11 protein-coding genes and 1 pseudogene are annotated in these 15,143 nt (G+C 62.2%); 6 read left to right on the top strand and 6 right to left on the bottom strand.

Translation table 11 applies throughout. From position 1 onward, the window contains the following. Positions 1-3 precede the first annotated feature (3 nt). The 4 genes and pseudogenes from scpA to CHU95_RS22070 all read right to left on the bottom strand — a co-directional run bounded on the left by scpA (position 4) and on the right by CHU95_RS22070 (position 7,294). Positions 4-2,160, bottom strand: a complete 2,157-nt coding sequence (gene scpA / locus CHU95_RS07410) for a methylmalonyl-CoA mutase (RefSeq protein WP_094455281.1) — start codon at positions 2,158-2,160, stop codon at positions 4-6. A gap of 791 nt (positions 2,161-2,951) precedes the next feature. Next, positions 2,952-4,952: pseudogene (locus CHU95_RS07405) on the bottom strand (acetyl-CoA carboxylase biotin carboxylase subunit). 32 nt (positions 4,953-4,984) lie between these two features. Beyond that, entirely contained in the window at positions 4,985-6,517 is a 1,533-nt protein-coding gene (locus CHU95_RS07400; RefSeq protein ID WP_094455279.1) for an acyl-CoA carboxylase subunit beta, read from the bottom strand. Between the two features lie 141 nt (positions 6,518-6,658). Beyond that, positions 6,659-7,294: a hypothetical protein gene (locus CHU95_RS22070; protein ID WP_133065468.1), complete on the bottom strand. Its 636-nt coding sequence runs from the start codon at positions 7,292-7,294 to the stop codon at positions 6,659-6,661. 125 nt (positions 7,295-7,419) lie between these two features. Between CHU95_RS22070 and CHU95_RS07395 the strand changes: the two genes are divergently transcribed. After that, positions 7,420-8,841 (top strand): helix-turn-helix domain-containing protein, encoded by a 1,422-nt coding sequence (locus CHU95_RS07395; protein ID WP_094455277.1) that lies wholly within the window; start codon positions 7,420-7,422, stop codon positions 8,839-8,841. On the opposite strand, the gene CHU95_RS07390 is transcribed toward CHU95_RS07395, so the two are convergent. After that, complete coding sequence (locus CHU95_RS07390; protein WP_165772074.1) at positions 8,838-9,275, bottom strand: YbjN domain-containing protein; 438 nt, start codon at positions 9,273-9,275, stop codon at positions 8,838-8,840. The two genes, CHU95_RS07395 and CHU95_RS07390, sit on opposite strands and share 4 nt — an antisense overlap. Positions 9,276-9,337: 62 nt before the next feature. Further along, the gene (locus CHU95_RS22385) at positions 9,338-10,057 is read right to left on the bottom strand and encodes a hypothetical protein (RefSeq protein ID WP_165772073.1); all 720 of its coding nucleotides are present in this window, start codon (positions 10,055-10,057) and stop codon (positions 9,338-9,340) included. Between the two features lie 329 nt (positions 10,058-10,386). Here CHU95_RS22385 and CHU95_RS07380 point away from each other — a divergent pair, with 329 nt between their 5' ends. From CHU95_RS07380 to CHU95_RS07360, 5 genes are all read left to right on the top strand, one after another. Further along, positions 10,387-11,004 (top strand): PepSY-associated TM helix domain-containing protein, encoded by a 618-nt coding sequence (locus CHU95_RS07380; protein ID WP_094455271.1) that lies wholly within the window; start codon positions 10,387-10,389, stop codon positions 11,002-11,004. 18 nt (positions 11,005-11,022) lie between these two features. Beyond that, entirely contained in the window at positions 11,023-11,532 is a 510-nt protein-coding gene (locus CHU95_RS07375; protein WP_094455269.1) for a DUF2271 domain-containing protein, read from the top strand. A gap of 145 nt (positions 11,533-11,677) precedes the next feature. After that, positions 11,678-12,493 carry a DUF4198 domain-containing protein gene (locus CHU95_RS07370; protein WP_094455267.1) on the top strand — a complete coding sequence of 272 codons (816 nt, stop codon included), beginning with the start codon at positions 11,678-11,680 and terminating at the stop codon, positions 12,491-12,493. A gap of 86 nt (positions 12,494-12,579) precedes the next feature. Then, positions 12,580-13,614, top strand: coding sequence for an FAD:protein FMN transferase (locus CHU95_RS07365; RefSeq protein ID WP_094455265.1), 1,035 nt, complete (start codon positions 12,580-12,582; stop codon positions 13,612-13,614). Further along, the gene (locus CHU95_RS07360; RefSeq protein ID WP_094455263.1) at positions 13,614-15,056 is read left to right on the top strand and encodes a sulfite reductase subunit alpha; all 1,443 of its coding nucleotides are present in this window, start codon (positions 13,614-13,616) and stop codon (positions 15,054-15,056) included. The genes CHU95_RS07365 and CHU95_RS07360 overlap by 1 nt, the downstream gene beginning before the upstream one ends. Positions 15,057-15,143 lie beyond the last annotated feature (87 nt).

Genomic DNA, 15,143 nt, shown 5'->3' with positions numbered 1-15,143 from the left:
CCCTCACGCCCCCCGCTTCCCCCTAATCATCTCCATAATCTCCGCCGCCGCCTTGGGGATGTTGGTCCCCGGTCCGTAGATGGCCGATGCGCCGGCGTTCAGCAGGAACTCGTAATCCTGGGGCGGGATGACGCCGCCGCAGACGATGAGGATGTCGCCGGCACCCTGTTCCTTCAGGGCGGCGGCCAGTTGTGGGACCAGGGTCTTGTGGCCGGCGGCGAGGCTGGAGACGCCGACGACGTGGACGTCGTTTTCGATGGCCTGGCGGGCGGCTTCCTCCGGGGTTTGGAACAGGGCGCCGACATCGACGTCGAAGCCGATATCGGCGAAGGCGGTGGCGATGACCTTGGCACCGCGGTCATGGCCGTCCTGGCCCATCTTCACCACCAGCATGCGGGGCCGGCGGCCCTCCGCCTCGGCAAAGCTGGCCACGTCCTTCTGGATCTGCGCGAAGCCGGCATCGCCCTCGTAAGCGGCACCATAGACGCCGGAGACGGAGCGGATGGTGGCGCGATGCCTTGTGAAGACCTCTTCCATGGCGTCCGAAATCTCCCCAACGGTGGCGCGGGCACGGGCGGCGTTGACGGCCAGGGCCAGCAGGTTGCCGGATTTCTCGGCCGCCGCCTTGGTCAAGGCGGCCAGGGTTTCGCGGACCCGGGATTCGTCACGGGTAGCGCGGATCTGTTTCAGGCGGGCGACCTGGGCCTCCCGCACCGCCGTATTGTCGATGTCGAGGACGTCGACGGTCTCGGGGTTCTGGGGGCGGTATTTGTTGACGCCGACGATGACTTCCTCGCCCCGGTCGATGCGGGCCTGACGCCTTGCGGCGGCTTCCTCGATCATCAGCTTGGGCAGGCCGCTTTCCACGGCCTTGGTCATGCCGCCCATTTCCTCCACCTGATTGATCAGCTTTTCAGCGGCTTCGGCCAGCGACACTGTCAAATGTTCGACATAGTAGCTGCCGCCCAGGGGGTCGACCACATGGGGGATGCGGGTTTCCTCGGCAATGATCAACTGCGTATTGCGGGCGATGCGGGCAGAAAACGGCGTGGGCAGGCCCAGGGCCTCGTCAAAGCTATTGGTGTGCAGGCTTTGCGTGCCGCCCATGATGGCGGCCATGGCCTCAATCGTGGTCCGGATGACGTTGTTGTAGGGGTCCTGCTCGGTTAAGCTGACGCCCGAGGTCTGGCAATGGGTGCGCAGGGCGAGCGAGCGGGCGTCCTTAGGCGCGAAATGCCTTTGCATCAGCTTGGCCCAAAGCAGGCGGGCGGCGCGCAGCTTTGCCACCTCCATGAAGAAATCCATGCCGATGGCGAAGAAGAAGCTGAGGCGCGGGGCGAACTTGTCGACATTCAGGCCCTTGGCGAGGGCGGCGCGGACATATTCCAGACCGTCGGCCAGGGTGAAGGCCAATTCCTGCACCGCCGTGGCCCCGGCCTCCTGCATATGGTAGCCGGAAATGGAGATGGAGTTGAACTTGGGCATGTGGTGGGCCGTGTACTCGATGATATCGGCGATGATCCGCATGCTGGGTTCGGGCGGGTAGATATAGGTGTTGCGGACCATGAACTCCTTCAGAATGTCATTCTGAATGGTGCCGGAGAGCTTGGCCGTGTCGACACCCTGTTCCTCACCGGCCACGATATACATGGCCAGGATGGGCAGGACGGCGCCGTTCATGGTCATGGAGACGGACATCTTGTCGAGCGGGATACCGTCGAACAGGATTTTCATGTCCTCCACACTGTCGATGGCCACACCGGCCTTGCCGACATCGCCGACCACGCGGGGATGGTCGCTGTCATAACCGCGATGGGTGGCCAGATCGAAGGCCACCGACAGGCCCATCTGGCCGGCGGCCAGGTTGGCGCGGTAGAAGCGGTTGCTCTCTTCGGCCGTGGAGAAACCCGCATACTGACGGATGGTCCAGGGCTTCACCGCATACATGGTGGCGCGCGGGCCGCGCACGAAGGGCGCGAAGCCGGGCAGGGTGCCGGTGGTCTCTAGGTTGGCGAGGTCTTCGGCGGTGTAGAGCGGCTTGACGGCCAGGCCCTCGGCGGTGGTGCGGGTCAGGTCGGAGAGAGACGCGTCGGCACCGGCGTCCTTGGCGGCGAGCGCTTCCCAATCGGCGAGGGTCTTGGGCGGAAACTGGGTGGTCATGGGAAGGCTCCGGGGGAGGCAGTGGGAGGAGGCGGTGGGGCCTTGCGACGGGCACCAAACATAAGTGCAGATGTCGTCGAAAGGCAGTAAGTAATCGCGTTCAACGTGTGAATTTTAATATAATACTCATCGCCAATGTACAATTCCTGAGACCATCCTACTGTTTCCCACGAAGAAATTATGTACGATATCGCAGAAATAATTACGGCCGGAATCGCCAGTGAGGTTAGGCCTGCTAAGAGAATGGCATTGTTGGGAGCAGCGTAGCGGAAAAGCCAACCGGTCAAATAACCAAAAGGCAAACTTGCTACGACTGTACTTGCTACGGACAATGGCGCTGTGTCTCTGATAATTTCCGGACCCATAAAACTGTCGATCAGCAAAAATATCGAGACATAAGCGATAATGTTCGATAGCGCAGCTATCGCGACAAAAACAACCGGAAGCACTATGAGGATGATAGGGTGCCGGATTGTCATGTTTCGCCTCGCCGGGAACTGAAATTCAGAAGCAAGCTCCCAACTGCCACGCGTGCCAAATCTTCCAACCGCGTACCGGCGTCCTTGGTCGCAAGCGCTTCCCAGTCGGCGAGGGTCTTGGGGGGGAACTGGGTGGTCATGGGAAGGCTCCGGTCGTGGCGCGGATTAGAACTCTATTTGCTTCCCCCGCGAAAGCGGGGGTCCAAGGGCCGGTTGCACTGAAGCGTTGGGCTTGTGCCCCTGGATCCCCGCTTTCGCGGGGAAGGCACGTTGGGCGGGAGGGGATGTGGAAGCTATCCAACACCGCATTGCTCACTCAAACTCAATGATCTTCTCATCCACGGCCAGACTGGCGCCCTTGACGGCGTGGACCTTTTTGACCGTGCCGTCGGCCTCTGCCCGCAGGATGTTTTCCATCTTCATGGCTTCCACCACGGCCAGTTCCTGACCGGCCTTCACCGCCTCGCCTTCCTTGACCGACACCGAGACCAGCAGGCCCGGCATGGGCGACAGCAGGTATTTGGACATGTCGGGGGGCAGTTTCACCGGCATCAGGTCGGCCAGTTCGGCGGCGCGCGGGGTCAGGACATCGACCACGAAGGCAAAGCCGCCATGGGTGAGGACGAGCGACGTGCCCTTGATATCGACCTGCACCGTCATGGCGACACCGGCGACGGTGCCCTGCCACAGGCTTTGGCCGATTTCCCAATCGCCCAGGACCGTGTGCGGGCCGCTGTCGAGCGTGACGGTGGCGGCGCCGCCGGCGAAGGACAGGTGGGCCTTGTGGTTCTGGCGGTCGGCGCGCGCCACCCAATCCTGGGCCACGTGGAAGGCGTGGCCCGCCACCTGGCCGGAGATCATGGCGTCGCGGCTGGCGCGGCGGTGGTGCAGCACGGTGGCCAGCGCCAGCAGCCGGTCACGCACGGTGGGGTCCGGCGTCAGACCGTGGAAGCCGTCCGGGTACTCCTCCGCGATGAAGTTGGTGGTCAGGCGGCCGTCGCGGAACCGCTGCTTTTGCATCAGCGAGGTCAGGAAGGAGATATTGTGGCCCACACCGCGGATCTGGAACCCGTCCAGCGCATCGGCCATGGCGTCAGTCGCCTGATCGCGCGTGGGCGCCCAGGTGATCAGCTTGGCGATCATGGGATCGTAATACATGCTGATCTCGCCACCCTCATACACGCCGGTATCGACGCGGACGATGGAGCCATCCTCGCGCTTGCCTTCCACCGGCGGGCGGTAGCGGGTGACGCGGCCCGTGGAGGGCAGGAAGCCACGGGTCGGCTCCTCCGCGTACACGCGCGCTTCCAGCGACCAGCCATGGATGCCGACATCGGCCTGGGTAATGGGCAGGTGTTCGCCGGCGGCGACCCGGATCATCAGTTCGACAAGGTCGAGGCCGGTGATCATTTCGGTCACCGGATGTTCGACCTGTAGCCGCGTGTTCATTTCCAGGAAGTAGAAATTACGGTCCTTGTCGACGATGAATTCCACGGTCCCGGCGCTGCGGTATTAAACCGCCTTGGCCAGGGCGACCGACTGTTCGCCCATGGCCTTGCGGGTGGCGGCGTCCAGGAACGGGCTGGGCGCTTCCTCGATCACCTTCTGGTGGCGGCGCTGGATCGAGCATTCACGTTCGTTCAGGTAGACGGCGTTGCCGTGGCTGTCGGCCAGGAGCTGGATTTCGATATGGCGCGGTTCGGTGATGTATTTTTCGATAAAGACGCGGTCATCGGCAAAGCTGCTGCGCGCCTCATTGGTGGCCGACCGAAAGCCGTCGCGGGCTTCGGCATCGTTCCAGGCCACCCGCATGCCCTTGCCGCCGCCGCCGGCCGACGCCTTGATCATGACGGGGTAGCCGATGTCGCGGGCAATGGCGACCGCTTCCTCATCATCCTTGATCACGCCCAGATAGCCGGGCACGGTGGAGACACCGGCGGCCTTGGCCAGCTTCTTGCTCTCGATCTTGTCGCCCATGGCGCCGATGGCATGCACATCGGGGCCGATAAAGACGATGCCGTTCTGCTTCAGCGCTTCGCAGAAGGGCGCTTTCTCCGACAGGAAGCCATAGCCGGGATGCACGGCCTCCGCCCCTGTCTGCTTGCACGCGGCAATGATCTTGTCGGCGATCAGGTAGGATTGGGCGGACGGGGCGGGGCCGATATGCACCGCCTCATCCGCCATCTCAACGTGAAGCGCGCCAGCATCGGCGTCGGAATAGACGGCCACCGTCTTGATGCCCATGCGGCGGGCGGTCTTGATGACGCGGCAGGCGATTTCGCCACGGTTGGCGATGAGGATCTTCTTGAACATTGTACGGTGCCTCTTCGTGCGGGCGCGTCGGATCAGAGCGGCAAATTGTCGTGCTTCTTCCAGGGGTTCTGGAGCTGCTTGTTCTTCAGCATCGACAGCGCCTTGCACAGGCGGCGGCGGGTATTGTGGGGCATGATCACGTCGTCAATATAGCCGCGACCCGCCGCCACAAAGGGATTGGCGAATTTCTGGCGATATTCCTCGGTCCGCGCCTCGATCTTGGCCGGGTCACCGATATCACCACGGAAGATGATCTCCACGGCCCCCTTGGGTCCCATGACCGCGATTTCGGCGGTGGGCCAGGCATAGTTGACGTCGCCGCGCAGATGCTTGGACGCCATCACGTCATAGGCACCGCCATAGGCCTTGCGGGTGATCAGGGTCACCTTGGGCACGGTGGCCTCGGCATAGGCGAACAGCAGCTTGGCGCCATGCTTGATGATGCCGTTATATTCTTGGGATGTGCCGGGCAGGAAGCCGGGGACATCCACCAGGGTGACGATGGGGATGTTGAAAGCATCGCAGAAGCGCACGAAACGGGCGGCCTTGATCGAGCTGTCAATGTCGAGGCAGCCGGCCAGCACCATGGGCTGATTGGCCACGAAGCCCACCGTGGACCCCTGCATGCGGCCAAAGCCGGTGATGATGTTCCGGGCGTAGTCCGGCTGAATCTCGAAGAAATCGCCCTCGTCCACGATCTTCGAAATCAGTTCCTTCATATCGTAGGGCTTGTTGGGATTGGCCGGGACCAGGGTGTCGAGTGACATTTCCGGCCGGTCGGCGACATCCGGCGTGGGGCGCGAGGGCGGCTTTTCCCGGTTGGACAAGGGCAGGAAATCCACCAGACGGCGGGTTTCCAAGAGCGCCTGCACGTCATTGTCAAAGGCCAGATCGGCCACACCGGACTTGGCCGTATGGGTCACGGCCCCGCCCAGTTCCTCCGCCGTCACCACCTCATGCGTCACGGTCTTTACCACGTCGGGACCGGTGACAAACATGTAGGAGCTGTCCTTCACCATGAAGATGAAGTCGGTCATGGCGGGGCTGTACACGGCGCCACCGGCGCAGGGTCCCATGATCAGGGAAATCTGCGGGACGACACCAGAGGCCAGCACATTGCGCTGAAACACCTCGGCATAGCCGCCCAAGGATGCCACCCCTTCCTGGATGCGGGCACCGCCGCTGTCATTCAGGCCGATGACGGGGGCGCCCACCTTCATCGCCTGATCCATGATCTTGCAGATCTTTTCGGCATGCGCCTCCGACAGCGACCCGCCGAAGACGGTGAAATCCTGGGAAAAGACGAAAACCAGACGGCCATTGATGGTGCCATGGCCAGTGACGACACCGTCACCGGGGACCTTCTGGTCCTGCATGCCGAAATCGGCGCAGCGATGTTCGACGAACATGTCCCATTCTTCGAACGAGCCTTCGTCCAGCAGGATCTCAATGCGTTCCCGCGCCGTCAGCTTGCCCTTGGCATGTTGTCCGGCAATGCGCTTCTCACCACCACCCAGCCGGGCGCCGGCCCGCATATTTTCCAACCGTACCAGCACGTCCTGCATGGGAAATCCGCCCCGTCGAATGGTTCATGGGAGTTTGGACGGAGTTTGCAAATTATGCGGCAGCGGGAGAAGGCGTAGATGGGTGTGGATTTGCGAAGGTTCCCAGTGTGAATTGCAAATTTTGCAAATTCGCATTCTATCTTAAGGTACGCGATGACTCGTACGATTTGTGATCGTATGTGCTGTAGCAACCCATTCATACTTCCAATTTTTTGGAAATTGTGGTGCCTTTCTCTTGAAAAATAAACATACAAAAACTGTTAATACAAAAGTAGAAATAACACAAAGACAAACCCTTATCACATGGACTCGAACCGGCTTGAAACCATATTTTGTCATTCTTCTGTGAGTGGATAGCTGTGAGTGTACTCTTATTTTTAAATTTCTATCAATTTCTCCAGATGAAATGTGCAAAATAAGATCGTCTACAGTTCCGATTATCTGTTTTACTTGGGCGGTGGCAACTCCATGGCTGACCTCTTTACACGGAATCCCGTAGGCACCGAAGCGATAATGAATATCGACATAACCAAAAATACTTGATGAATATTCCAAAATATCGTTAATTTTAACGGTCGAATAATTCAAATGAATATAAATTCCCAAGATAAGACACAAAAAAGAAGCTCCATAAATAAAATACTTTATTTTGTGCCCTAAGCATAAGTTCAATGGACAGTCAATAATAAACAGTCCCGCAATTGCGCTCATTGAAATTACATATAAAGACAATCCCAAAAATTTTGAAATCGCTCTCTTTTTAGACCATGCGATCATTTTTGCCCTAATTTGCCTGATTTACTTGATTAAGACGGATAAATGATTAAAGAAAAAAGCAGACTAAATACATATGATCGTATATCATTGAATCTGATTTAAGTCAAACATCGATTGAGATGTAAATGTCCGCCAAAATCTATGCCGGGGAACGTATCCGTCGCCTGCGCGAGACGCGCGGGATCAGTCAGGCGCAACTGGCGACTGAGGTGGGGCTGTCCACCTCCTACCTGAACCAGATCGAGAATAACCAGCGGCCGCTGTCAGCGGCGGCGGTCATCCGCCTGTCGACCTTTTTCCAGGTGGAGCCCAGCCATTTCGCCGATGACAGTGACACAAGGCTGGCGTCGGAGCTGCGCGAGGTGCTGGGCGATCCGTTGTTTGGCGACGCGTCGGTGACGTTCGCGGGCATCCGCGATGCGGTGCGGGCCGCCCCCGCCATCATGGGATCGCTGCTGAAGCTTTATCGCGCCTATCAGGGGCTGGATGAGGAATATAAGGCCCTGGTCGACAAGGTGGGCGGTGGGGACGCGGTGGCGGGGCCGGCGGCCTTTCCCTATGACGAGGTGCGTGACTTTGTGCAGCAGCAGCGCAATCATTTTGAAACGCTGGACCATGCGGCCGAAGAGCTGTTCGAGGGGGGGCATTTTTCCAAGGACCGGCTGCTGGAGCATCTGGCCCAGCATCTGGCCGACCGGCATGGGGTGACCATTCGCGTGTCGCCCATGCTGGCCCGCCATGATGTGCTGTGGCGGTATGATCCGGACGACAAAGAATTGCTGGTCTCGGAAGGCACGCCGCGCGAAAGCCGGACATTCTTTGCCGCCCATCAGATCGCGCTGTTGGACTTTGGGGTGGAGATTGAACGGCTGGTAGCGGAGGCCGGCCTGTCCAGCATCGAGGCGCGGTCGATCCTGCGCGTCGGGCTGGCCAATTATTTCGCTGGCGCCCTGATCCTGCCCTATAAGCGTTTCCTGACCGAGGCGCAGCGCATGCGGTACGATATCGACCGGTTGTCAGCGCATTTTAATGTCAGTTTTGAACAAGTCTGTCACCGCCTGTCCACCATGCAGCGGCCGGGCATGCCAGGTGTGCCCTTCTATTTCGTGAAGGTGGATATGGCGGGCAACATCGCCAAACGGTCCAGCGCCACCCGGTTCCAGTTCGCGCGGTTTGGCGGGGCGTGCCCCTTGTGGAATGTGCATCAGGCCTTTGCCCAGCCGGGGCGCATTCTGGTGCAGCAGGCACGCATGCCAGACGGGGCCACATATCTGTGCATCGCGCGCACGGTTGTGGCCAAGGGCAATTCCTACCTGTCGCGTCCGCGTGAGGCGGCGGTGGGGTTAGGCTGCGAAATCGCCTATGCCGACCAGCTTGTCTATTCGGCCGGGCTGGATCTGCGCAATGTCGATGCGGCGGTGCCCATTGGGTCCAACTGTAAGGTCTGTGACCGCGAGGATTGCCGTCACCGCGCCTTTCCGCCCATCGGCAAGGCGCTGCGCGTCGATGCGCATGAAAGACGGGTGGTGCCCTACACGGTCAGTTAGGAGTGCCCGGCCTCAGCCCCATGCGCGCTGCGCAGGAAGTTGAGCGCCTCCACCACGAGCCGGCCCCACAATTCAAGGCTGGCCAGAATCTGGTCACCAGAAATACCCACGGCCAAGCAGTCCATTTCCAGGACCAGAAAGTCATCGCGCAAAGAGAACCGCGCAAAACGTTTGTGGCGGTTCCACTGGTTCAGGATGGCGGCGTCGAAACGGGCCTGAACCTGAAACATCAGATTGAAATTATAATCGCCGAAGCGGGCGGCTTCGGGATCAAGCTGTGCGCCGGGGCGGATATTGAAGGTCAGTCCACCAATGGCCGAGCGCAGAATGGGCGCGCCGCCGGGTGTCAGATCCTGGGTTGCGGGCAGGCCCAGCCGTTCCAATGCCGCTTCCAGGTCGGTCAATGTCACGCCGCGCAAAAGTGTATCCAACATTCGGCCCTCCGATCCTTGCCGGCCGGACCATGCAACAGGGGGGCGGTGCGGGGCAAGCCGGATCAGAAACTGGTGCGGACGCCAGCAAAGCCCGTCAGATAGAGGCCAGGGCGGCCTGGCTGCCCGGTAAAGCCCGCGATCTGGGTATAGAACCGCAGGACCCGATGCCAGCGCGGTCCGTTGTCGCGCCAGGGCTGCCATGTTGCCTCAACCCAGGGGTTCAATCCGGAGAAACTGTCGGCCGCGGGGCCGTCACCCTTGCGTGTCCAGTAGGCCATGGCCACCAGATCAAGGGTCAGACGCCCGTCATCCAGGCGGATTTTCTGTTCCGCCGCGACATGCAGGCTGTCATAGGCGCGGGCGAAGCGGGTGAAAAACCGCACCCCCTCATAGCCCGCGAAGAAGCGGAGATCGTCCGACATGTAATGGATAAAATCATGATAGAGGGCCGCCGCCGCATGCCCATCCTCGACCCGTAACCCATAATCGGTGAAGGTGGCCAAGTCGTCAGTCACGCGGGTGAATGTACCGGCCGTCAGATTAACCACCCGACCGGCCGCCGCATCTGGTTTCGACCGGTCAAGCGAATGGAAGGCGCCCAGATGCAGGCGGCCCAGGCCGGGCAGATGCTGGCTGTAGACCAAGCCGCAGACGGGCGACGCGGTCAGCAGGATGCCCGGGCGATAAAGATCGGGGCCGCAGCGCAGGTCGGTGGTCTGTGCAGCGGCGGGCAGGAGGGGGGCGAGGGCTGCCAGGAAGAGCAGGAGAAAGAGGACGCGCAACGTAAAGGTCCCGACGGGTGGTTATGCGCATCTTCGCATGGGTCAGGCCCAAGGTTACAGGGCCAAGGTTACAGGGCCAAGGCTACAGGGCCAAGGCTACAGGGCCAAGGCTACAAGGGGGGGGATTGCTGCGCACACCCTGTGCCCGCCCCAGCTTGGGCCTTGGGGGCATGGTTTGGTGCCCGGTCGGCAATGCCACCGGACCTACGCCCCGGTCAGACAAACCCTTCATCTGATTTCAGAATGGGCGCTGTGCGGTTTCGTTATTGCGAATAACTCTCAATCGTGCTTAGTTGCGATCCATTATCAATCGCGGGTGATCTGAGGTCATGGCGTCGGGGGTGGAGCAGCAGGGGCGGCGGTCTTTCTGGTTGAAGCAACTGCATCAATGGCATTGGGTCAGTTCGGCCCTGTGCCTGATCGGCATGCTGCTGTTCGCAGCGACCGGCATTACGCTCAACAATGCCCGGCATGTGGAGGCCAAGCCCCAGACCGTGACCATGGAGGGTGTTCTGCCCGAGGCGCTTCGTCCGGTCCTGTCGGTTGGCGCGGGACCGGTGCCGGCGGTGATTATCGACTGGTTCGCTGCCGAGATGGATGTCGATGTCTCTGCCGGGGTGCCGGAATGGTCGGAGGATGAGTTGTACATCGCTCTGCCGCGCCCCGGCGGCGATGGCTGGGCCACCATCACGCGCCAGGATGGCGCCGTCCTCTATGAAGTGACGGACCGGGGCTGGGTTTCCTATCTCAACGACCTGCACAAGGGCCGGGGGACCGGCACGGTGTGGTCCTGGTTCCTGGATCTGTTCGCGGTGGCCTGTCTGGTCTTCTGCATCACCGGATTGTTCCTGCTGCATCTGCATGCCGGCAACCGCCCGACGACCTGGCCCCTGGTCGGGCTGGGTCTGGTGGCGCCCGTGCTGTTGCTGATCCTCTTTATCCACTGATCTTTCAGGATTGAACCCATGCGCACACTTCTCTCGCTCTCAATGACCGGTCTGGCCGTTACCCCCGTCATGGCGGGGGAATTGGCGGTCACGGTAGAGATCCCCAAACTGGAGGTCGCGGAATATCACCGCCCCTATGTTGCGGCCTGGATTGAGACGCCGGACCAGCAGTTCGTCGCCAACCTGACCGTCCGCTACGATGTGAAGATGCGCGACAATGAGGGGACCAAATGGCTGAAGGACATGCGCCAATGGTGGCGCCGGTCTGGCCGCGACCTGACCATGCCGGTGGATGGCGTATCAGCCCCGACGCTGCCTGTGGGTGAGAACCGACTGACCTGGGACAGTGCCAAGGCCCCCCTGAACGGGTTGAAGCCCGGTTCCTATGCGCTTGTGGTGGAGGCCGCGCGCGAGGTGGGCGGGCGCGAATTGATCCGCGTGCCGTTCGATTGGAACGGCAAGCCCGTCAAGGCCGAGGCCAAGGGTGAGAGCGAGTTGGGCCGTATCGCGGTCGAGGTCAAAGGTTGAACGCCTTTCAGTTCTGCAAACGCCGCCACCCGATCTGCGGCTTGGCCTCAGGCCGCATCAGCGGCGCGGCGGCAGTTGCCGCTGGAGCGGTTTCCGCTTCGCCAGAAACTGCTCTGTCAATCAATGGATCAAGGAGTTTTCCCCCATGAAGTCACTGCTGACCCGCGCCACGCTGGCACTGACCCTGGCCGTATCCATCGCCGGCCCGGCCGCCGCGCATCGGCAATGGATGCTGCCATCGGCCACCATCCTGTCGGGCCAGGACCCGTGGATCACGGTCGATGCCGCCGTCTCCAACGACCTGTTTTATTTTGAACATGTGCCGCTGCGCCTGGACGGGCTGACGGTCACCAACCCCGATGGCAGTGCCGGCACGGCAGAGAACCAGGCCACGGGCAAGTATCGCAGCACCTTTGATGTTCATCTGAGCCAGCCCGGCACCTATAAGGTGGCGCTGGCCAGTGCCGGCATCATGGCCAGTTGGGAAGAAAACGGGCAGCGCAAGCGCTGGCGCGGTACAGTGGACAGTTTTGCCAAGGAAGTGCCCGCCAATGCCGAGAAGTTGCAGGTGACCGAAGGGGCGCGCCGCCTGGAATTCTTCGCCACGGCAGGCAAGCCGACCGAAACCGTGCTGAAACCCACGGGCAAGGGCCTGGAACTGGCCCCCGTCACCCATCCCAACGACCTGGTTGCCGGCGAACAGGCCAGTTTCACACTGCTGCTGGATGGTAAACCGGCATCCGATGTTGAAGTCACGGTCATTCCCGGCGGCATCCGCTACCGCAACGATCTGGGCGAAATGAAGCTGAAGACCGACAAGGATGGTGCCTTCACCGTCACCTGGCCGACGGCGGGCATGTATTGGATGACCGCCCAGACCGAAGACAAAAAGACCAGCGTGCCGCAGGCCAGCAAACGGTCGGCAACCTACACGGCCACGTTCGAGGTGATGGCGCCGTAAGGGGCGTCTGTCACCCTGTTGCCTCCCCGGTTCTTGTCGGGGAGGTGGGAGTTCTGGCTGCGAACGGTTGAGCCCTGCCCCTCACCATGCCCACCCCGCCTATCAAAGCCGGCGCCTTGCGCCTGATCCTGCCCGAAGCAGCGCCCGAGGCGGCACTGCCGCCGGCGAATGCCCCGGTTCTGCGCCTGTCAGGGACCAGCATGGGGACCTATTGGTCGGTGTCCCTGATCGCGCCACAGGGGCCGGCACCCTTGGCGCTGCGGCGGGGGATCGTCGCCATCCTGGACCGCGTGGTGGCAGTGATGAGCCATTGGGACCGGACGAGTGACCTGTGCCGGTACAATCACAGCCCACGCGGCTGGGTGCCGGTTGATCCGTCCTTGTGCGCAGTGGTGTCGGCGGCCCTGCGCCTGTCGGTGGACAGCGGCGGGGCCTATGATCCGGCGATTGGCGGGTTGGTTGACGCCTGGGGCTTCGGACCGCCGGGACCAGTGGCGACCCCGCCAACGGCGGGCCAGGTCCACGCCCTGCTGTCAGGTCCGCGCTGGATGGAGATCCAGGTGGAGGCGGAAAGGCTGTGGCAGCCGGGCGGCCTGCGCCTGGACCTGTCATCGATTGCCAAAGGCTATGCCGTGGATTGTGTGTCGCGGTATCTGGAGACCTGTGGTGTGGTGAGCCATCTTGTCGATATTGGTGGCGAGCTAAGGGGCTGGGGCATCAAGCAGGATGCCACACCCTGGTGGGTCGACCTGGCACCCGTGAAGGGACGTGATGGTCGGTCAGGCGGTCTGCCGACACGGATTGCCCTGCATGGCTGGGCCGTGGCCACCAGTGGGGATTGCCACCGCTTCATGCGGGGGCCGGATGGGCGGGCCCTGTCCCATTCGCTGGACCCGCGTACGGGTTATCCGGTGACCGATGATCTGGCTGCGGTCACGGTGCTGCATGCTGACTGCATGATGGCCGATGCGTTGGCCACCGCCTTGATGGTGCTGGGGCCAGAGAGGGGGCCGCAATGGGCGGCAGCGCGCGGGATCATGGCCCTGTTTGTCTGCCGACCGCCGATGGGGATCGCCGAGATCATGACCCCGGCCCTGGCGGCCCTCGCGGAGGAAGGGTGATGGAGCGTTACCTATGGGCCGGCCTGGTGCTGGCGCTTTACGCCCTGTTCTGTGCGGTGACGTTCCGCCGTCACGCGGCGCGCCATCGCCCGGCGGCCGGCGGTGCTGGTATCCTGGTGGCCTATGCCAGCCAGACGGGCTTTGCCGAAATGCTGGCCCGGCAGACGGTCGCCGGCTTGACGGCTGCGGGCAAAGCGGCCTGGGCGGACGCCATCGACCGGCTTGATGCTGCCCGTCTTGCCGCCGCGCAACAGGCCCTGTTCATCGTGTCGACAACCGGCGAAGGGGACGCCCCCGACCATGCTGCCGGGTTCGTGCGGCGGGTCATGGGAACAGGCGCCACCCTGTCGTCGCTGCGTTATGGTCTGTTGGCACTGGGCGACCGCGACTATGCCCGGTTCTGCGCCTTTGGCCATGCGCTTGATGGATGGTTGCGCCAGCAGGGGGCCATGCCGCTGTTCGACATGGTGGAGGTGGATAATGGCGACGCCGGCGCCTTGCGGCGCTGGCAGCAGCATCTGGGCCAGATGGCCGGCCCCGTCCATCTTCCCATCTGGACACCGGGCGATTACCAGGAATGGGTGCTGGCCGAACGTCATCATCTCAACCCTGGCAGCCCCGGCGCGGCCATCTTCCATCTGCGCCTGGCGCCACCAGCGGCGGGCACTGCCGATTGGCAGGCCGGCGATATTGCGGAGGTGGAACCGTGCAACCCCCCGGACAGTGTCGCGGCTGCCCTGCGCCTGCGGGGCGGGGATCGGCCCGAAATCCGCGACGGCCTGACCCGGCCCCTGTCCCAGTGGTTGGCCAGAACCACCCTGCCCGAGGGGCGCGAACCAATCCCCAGCCGCGATTATTCCATCGCCAGCCTGCCCGACGACGGTTTTCTGGACCTTGTGGTCCGACAGGTGACAGGGCCCGACGGGCGGTTGGGCCTGGGGTCGGGCTGGTTGACACGGCATGCCCCGGTGGGGGGGCCTGTCCGGCTGCGCCTGCGGTCCAATCCCGGTTTCCATCCCCCCCCGGATGACCGTCCCCTGATCCTGATCGGCAATGGCACGGGTATCGCCGGCCTGCGCGCCCATCTGAAACACCGCGCGCGCTGTGGTCACCAGCGGAACTGGCTGTTGTTCGGGGAACGGACGGCTCAGCATGACAGCCTGTTCGATGACGACCTGTCGGCCTGGATTGCCGATGGCACGTTGTCCCGTCTTGACCGTGCATTCTCCCGCCAGGGCGACCGGCCCGTCTATGTGCAGCATCTGCTGGCCGCGGCGGGGGATCGGGTGGCGGCATGGGTGGCCGACGGCGCGGCCCTCTATGTCTGCGGCAGCCTGGAGGGCATGGCGGGCGGGGTGCATGCCGTGCTGACCGACCTGCTGGGGGCCGACATGCTGGCGGACCTGGCTGCTGCACGGCGGTACTGCCGGGATGTGTATTAAGGCCGGCGGCCGATGACATCGGACAATCATCCCACCTGCGAGTACAAGTAAGTCTAATTCATAATCATCACTGTGCCCAAAGGAGAC

This window comes from Niveispirillum lacus, from assembly GCF_002251795.1.
In the GTDB taxonomy this organism is placed as follows: domain Bacteria; phylum Pseudomonadota; class Alphaproteobacteria; order Azospirillales; family Azospirillaceae; genus Niveispirillum; species Niveispirillum lacus.
This window is presented reverse-complemented; position numbering and strand designations above follow the sequence as displayed.

What these genes read in the sequence shown, in the direction of transcription:
- CHU95_RS07365 (WP_094455265.1), top strand. Translation starts at nt 12,580, where the DNA reads ATGCCCACCCCGCCTATCAAAGCCGGCGCCTTGCGCCTGATCCTGCCC.
- CHU95_RS07375 (WP_094455269.1), top strand. Translation starts at nt 11,023, where the DNA reads ATGCGCACACTTCTCTCGCTCTCAATGACCGGTCTGGCCGTTACCCCC.
- CHU95_RS07390 (WP_165772074.1), bottom strand. Translation starts at nt 9,275, where the DNA reads ATGTTGGATACACTTTTGCGCGGCGTGACATTGACCGACCTGGAAGCG.
- scpA (WP_094455281.1), bottom strand. Translation starts at nt 2,160, where the DNA reads ATGACCACCCAGTTTCCGCCCAAGACCCTCGCCGATTGGGAAGCGCTC.
- CHU95_RS07360 (WP_094455263.1), top strand. Translation starts at nt 13,614, where the DNA reads ATGGAGCGTTACCTATGGGCCGGCCTGGTGCTGGCGCTTTACGCCCTG.
- CHU95_RS07400 (WP_094455279.1), bottom strand. Translation starts at nt 6,517, where the DNA reads ATGCAGGACGTGCTGGTACGGTTGGAAAATATGCGGGCCGGCGCCCGG.
- CHU95_RS22070 (WP_133065468.1), bottom strand. Translation starts at nt 7,294, where the DNA reads ATGATCGCATGGTCTAAAAAGAGAGCGATTTCAAAATTTTTGGGATTG.
- CHU95_RS07395 (WP_094455277.1), top strand. Translation starts at nt 7,420, where the DNA reads ATGTCCGCCAAAATCTATGCCGGGGAACGTATCCGTCGCCTGCGCGAG.
- CHU95_RS07370 (WP_094455267.1), top strand. Translation starts at nt 11,678, where the DNA reads ATGAAGTCACTGCTGACCCGCGCCACGCTGGCACTGACCCTGGCCGTA.
- CHU95_RS07380 (WP_094455271.1), top strand. Translation starts at nt 10,387, where the DNA reads ATGGCGTCGGGGGTGGAGCAGCAGGGGCGGCGGTCTTTCTGGTTGAAG.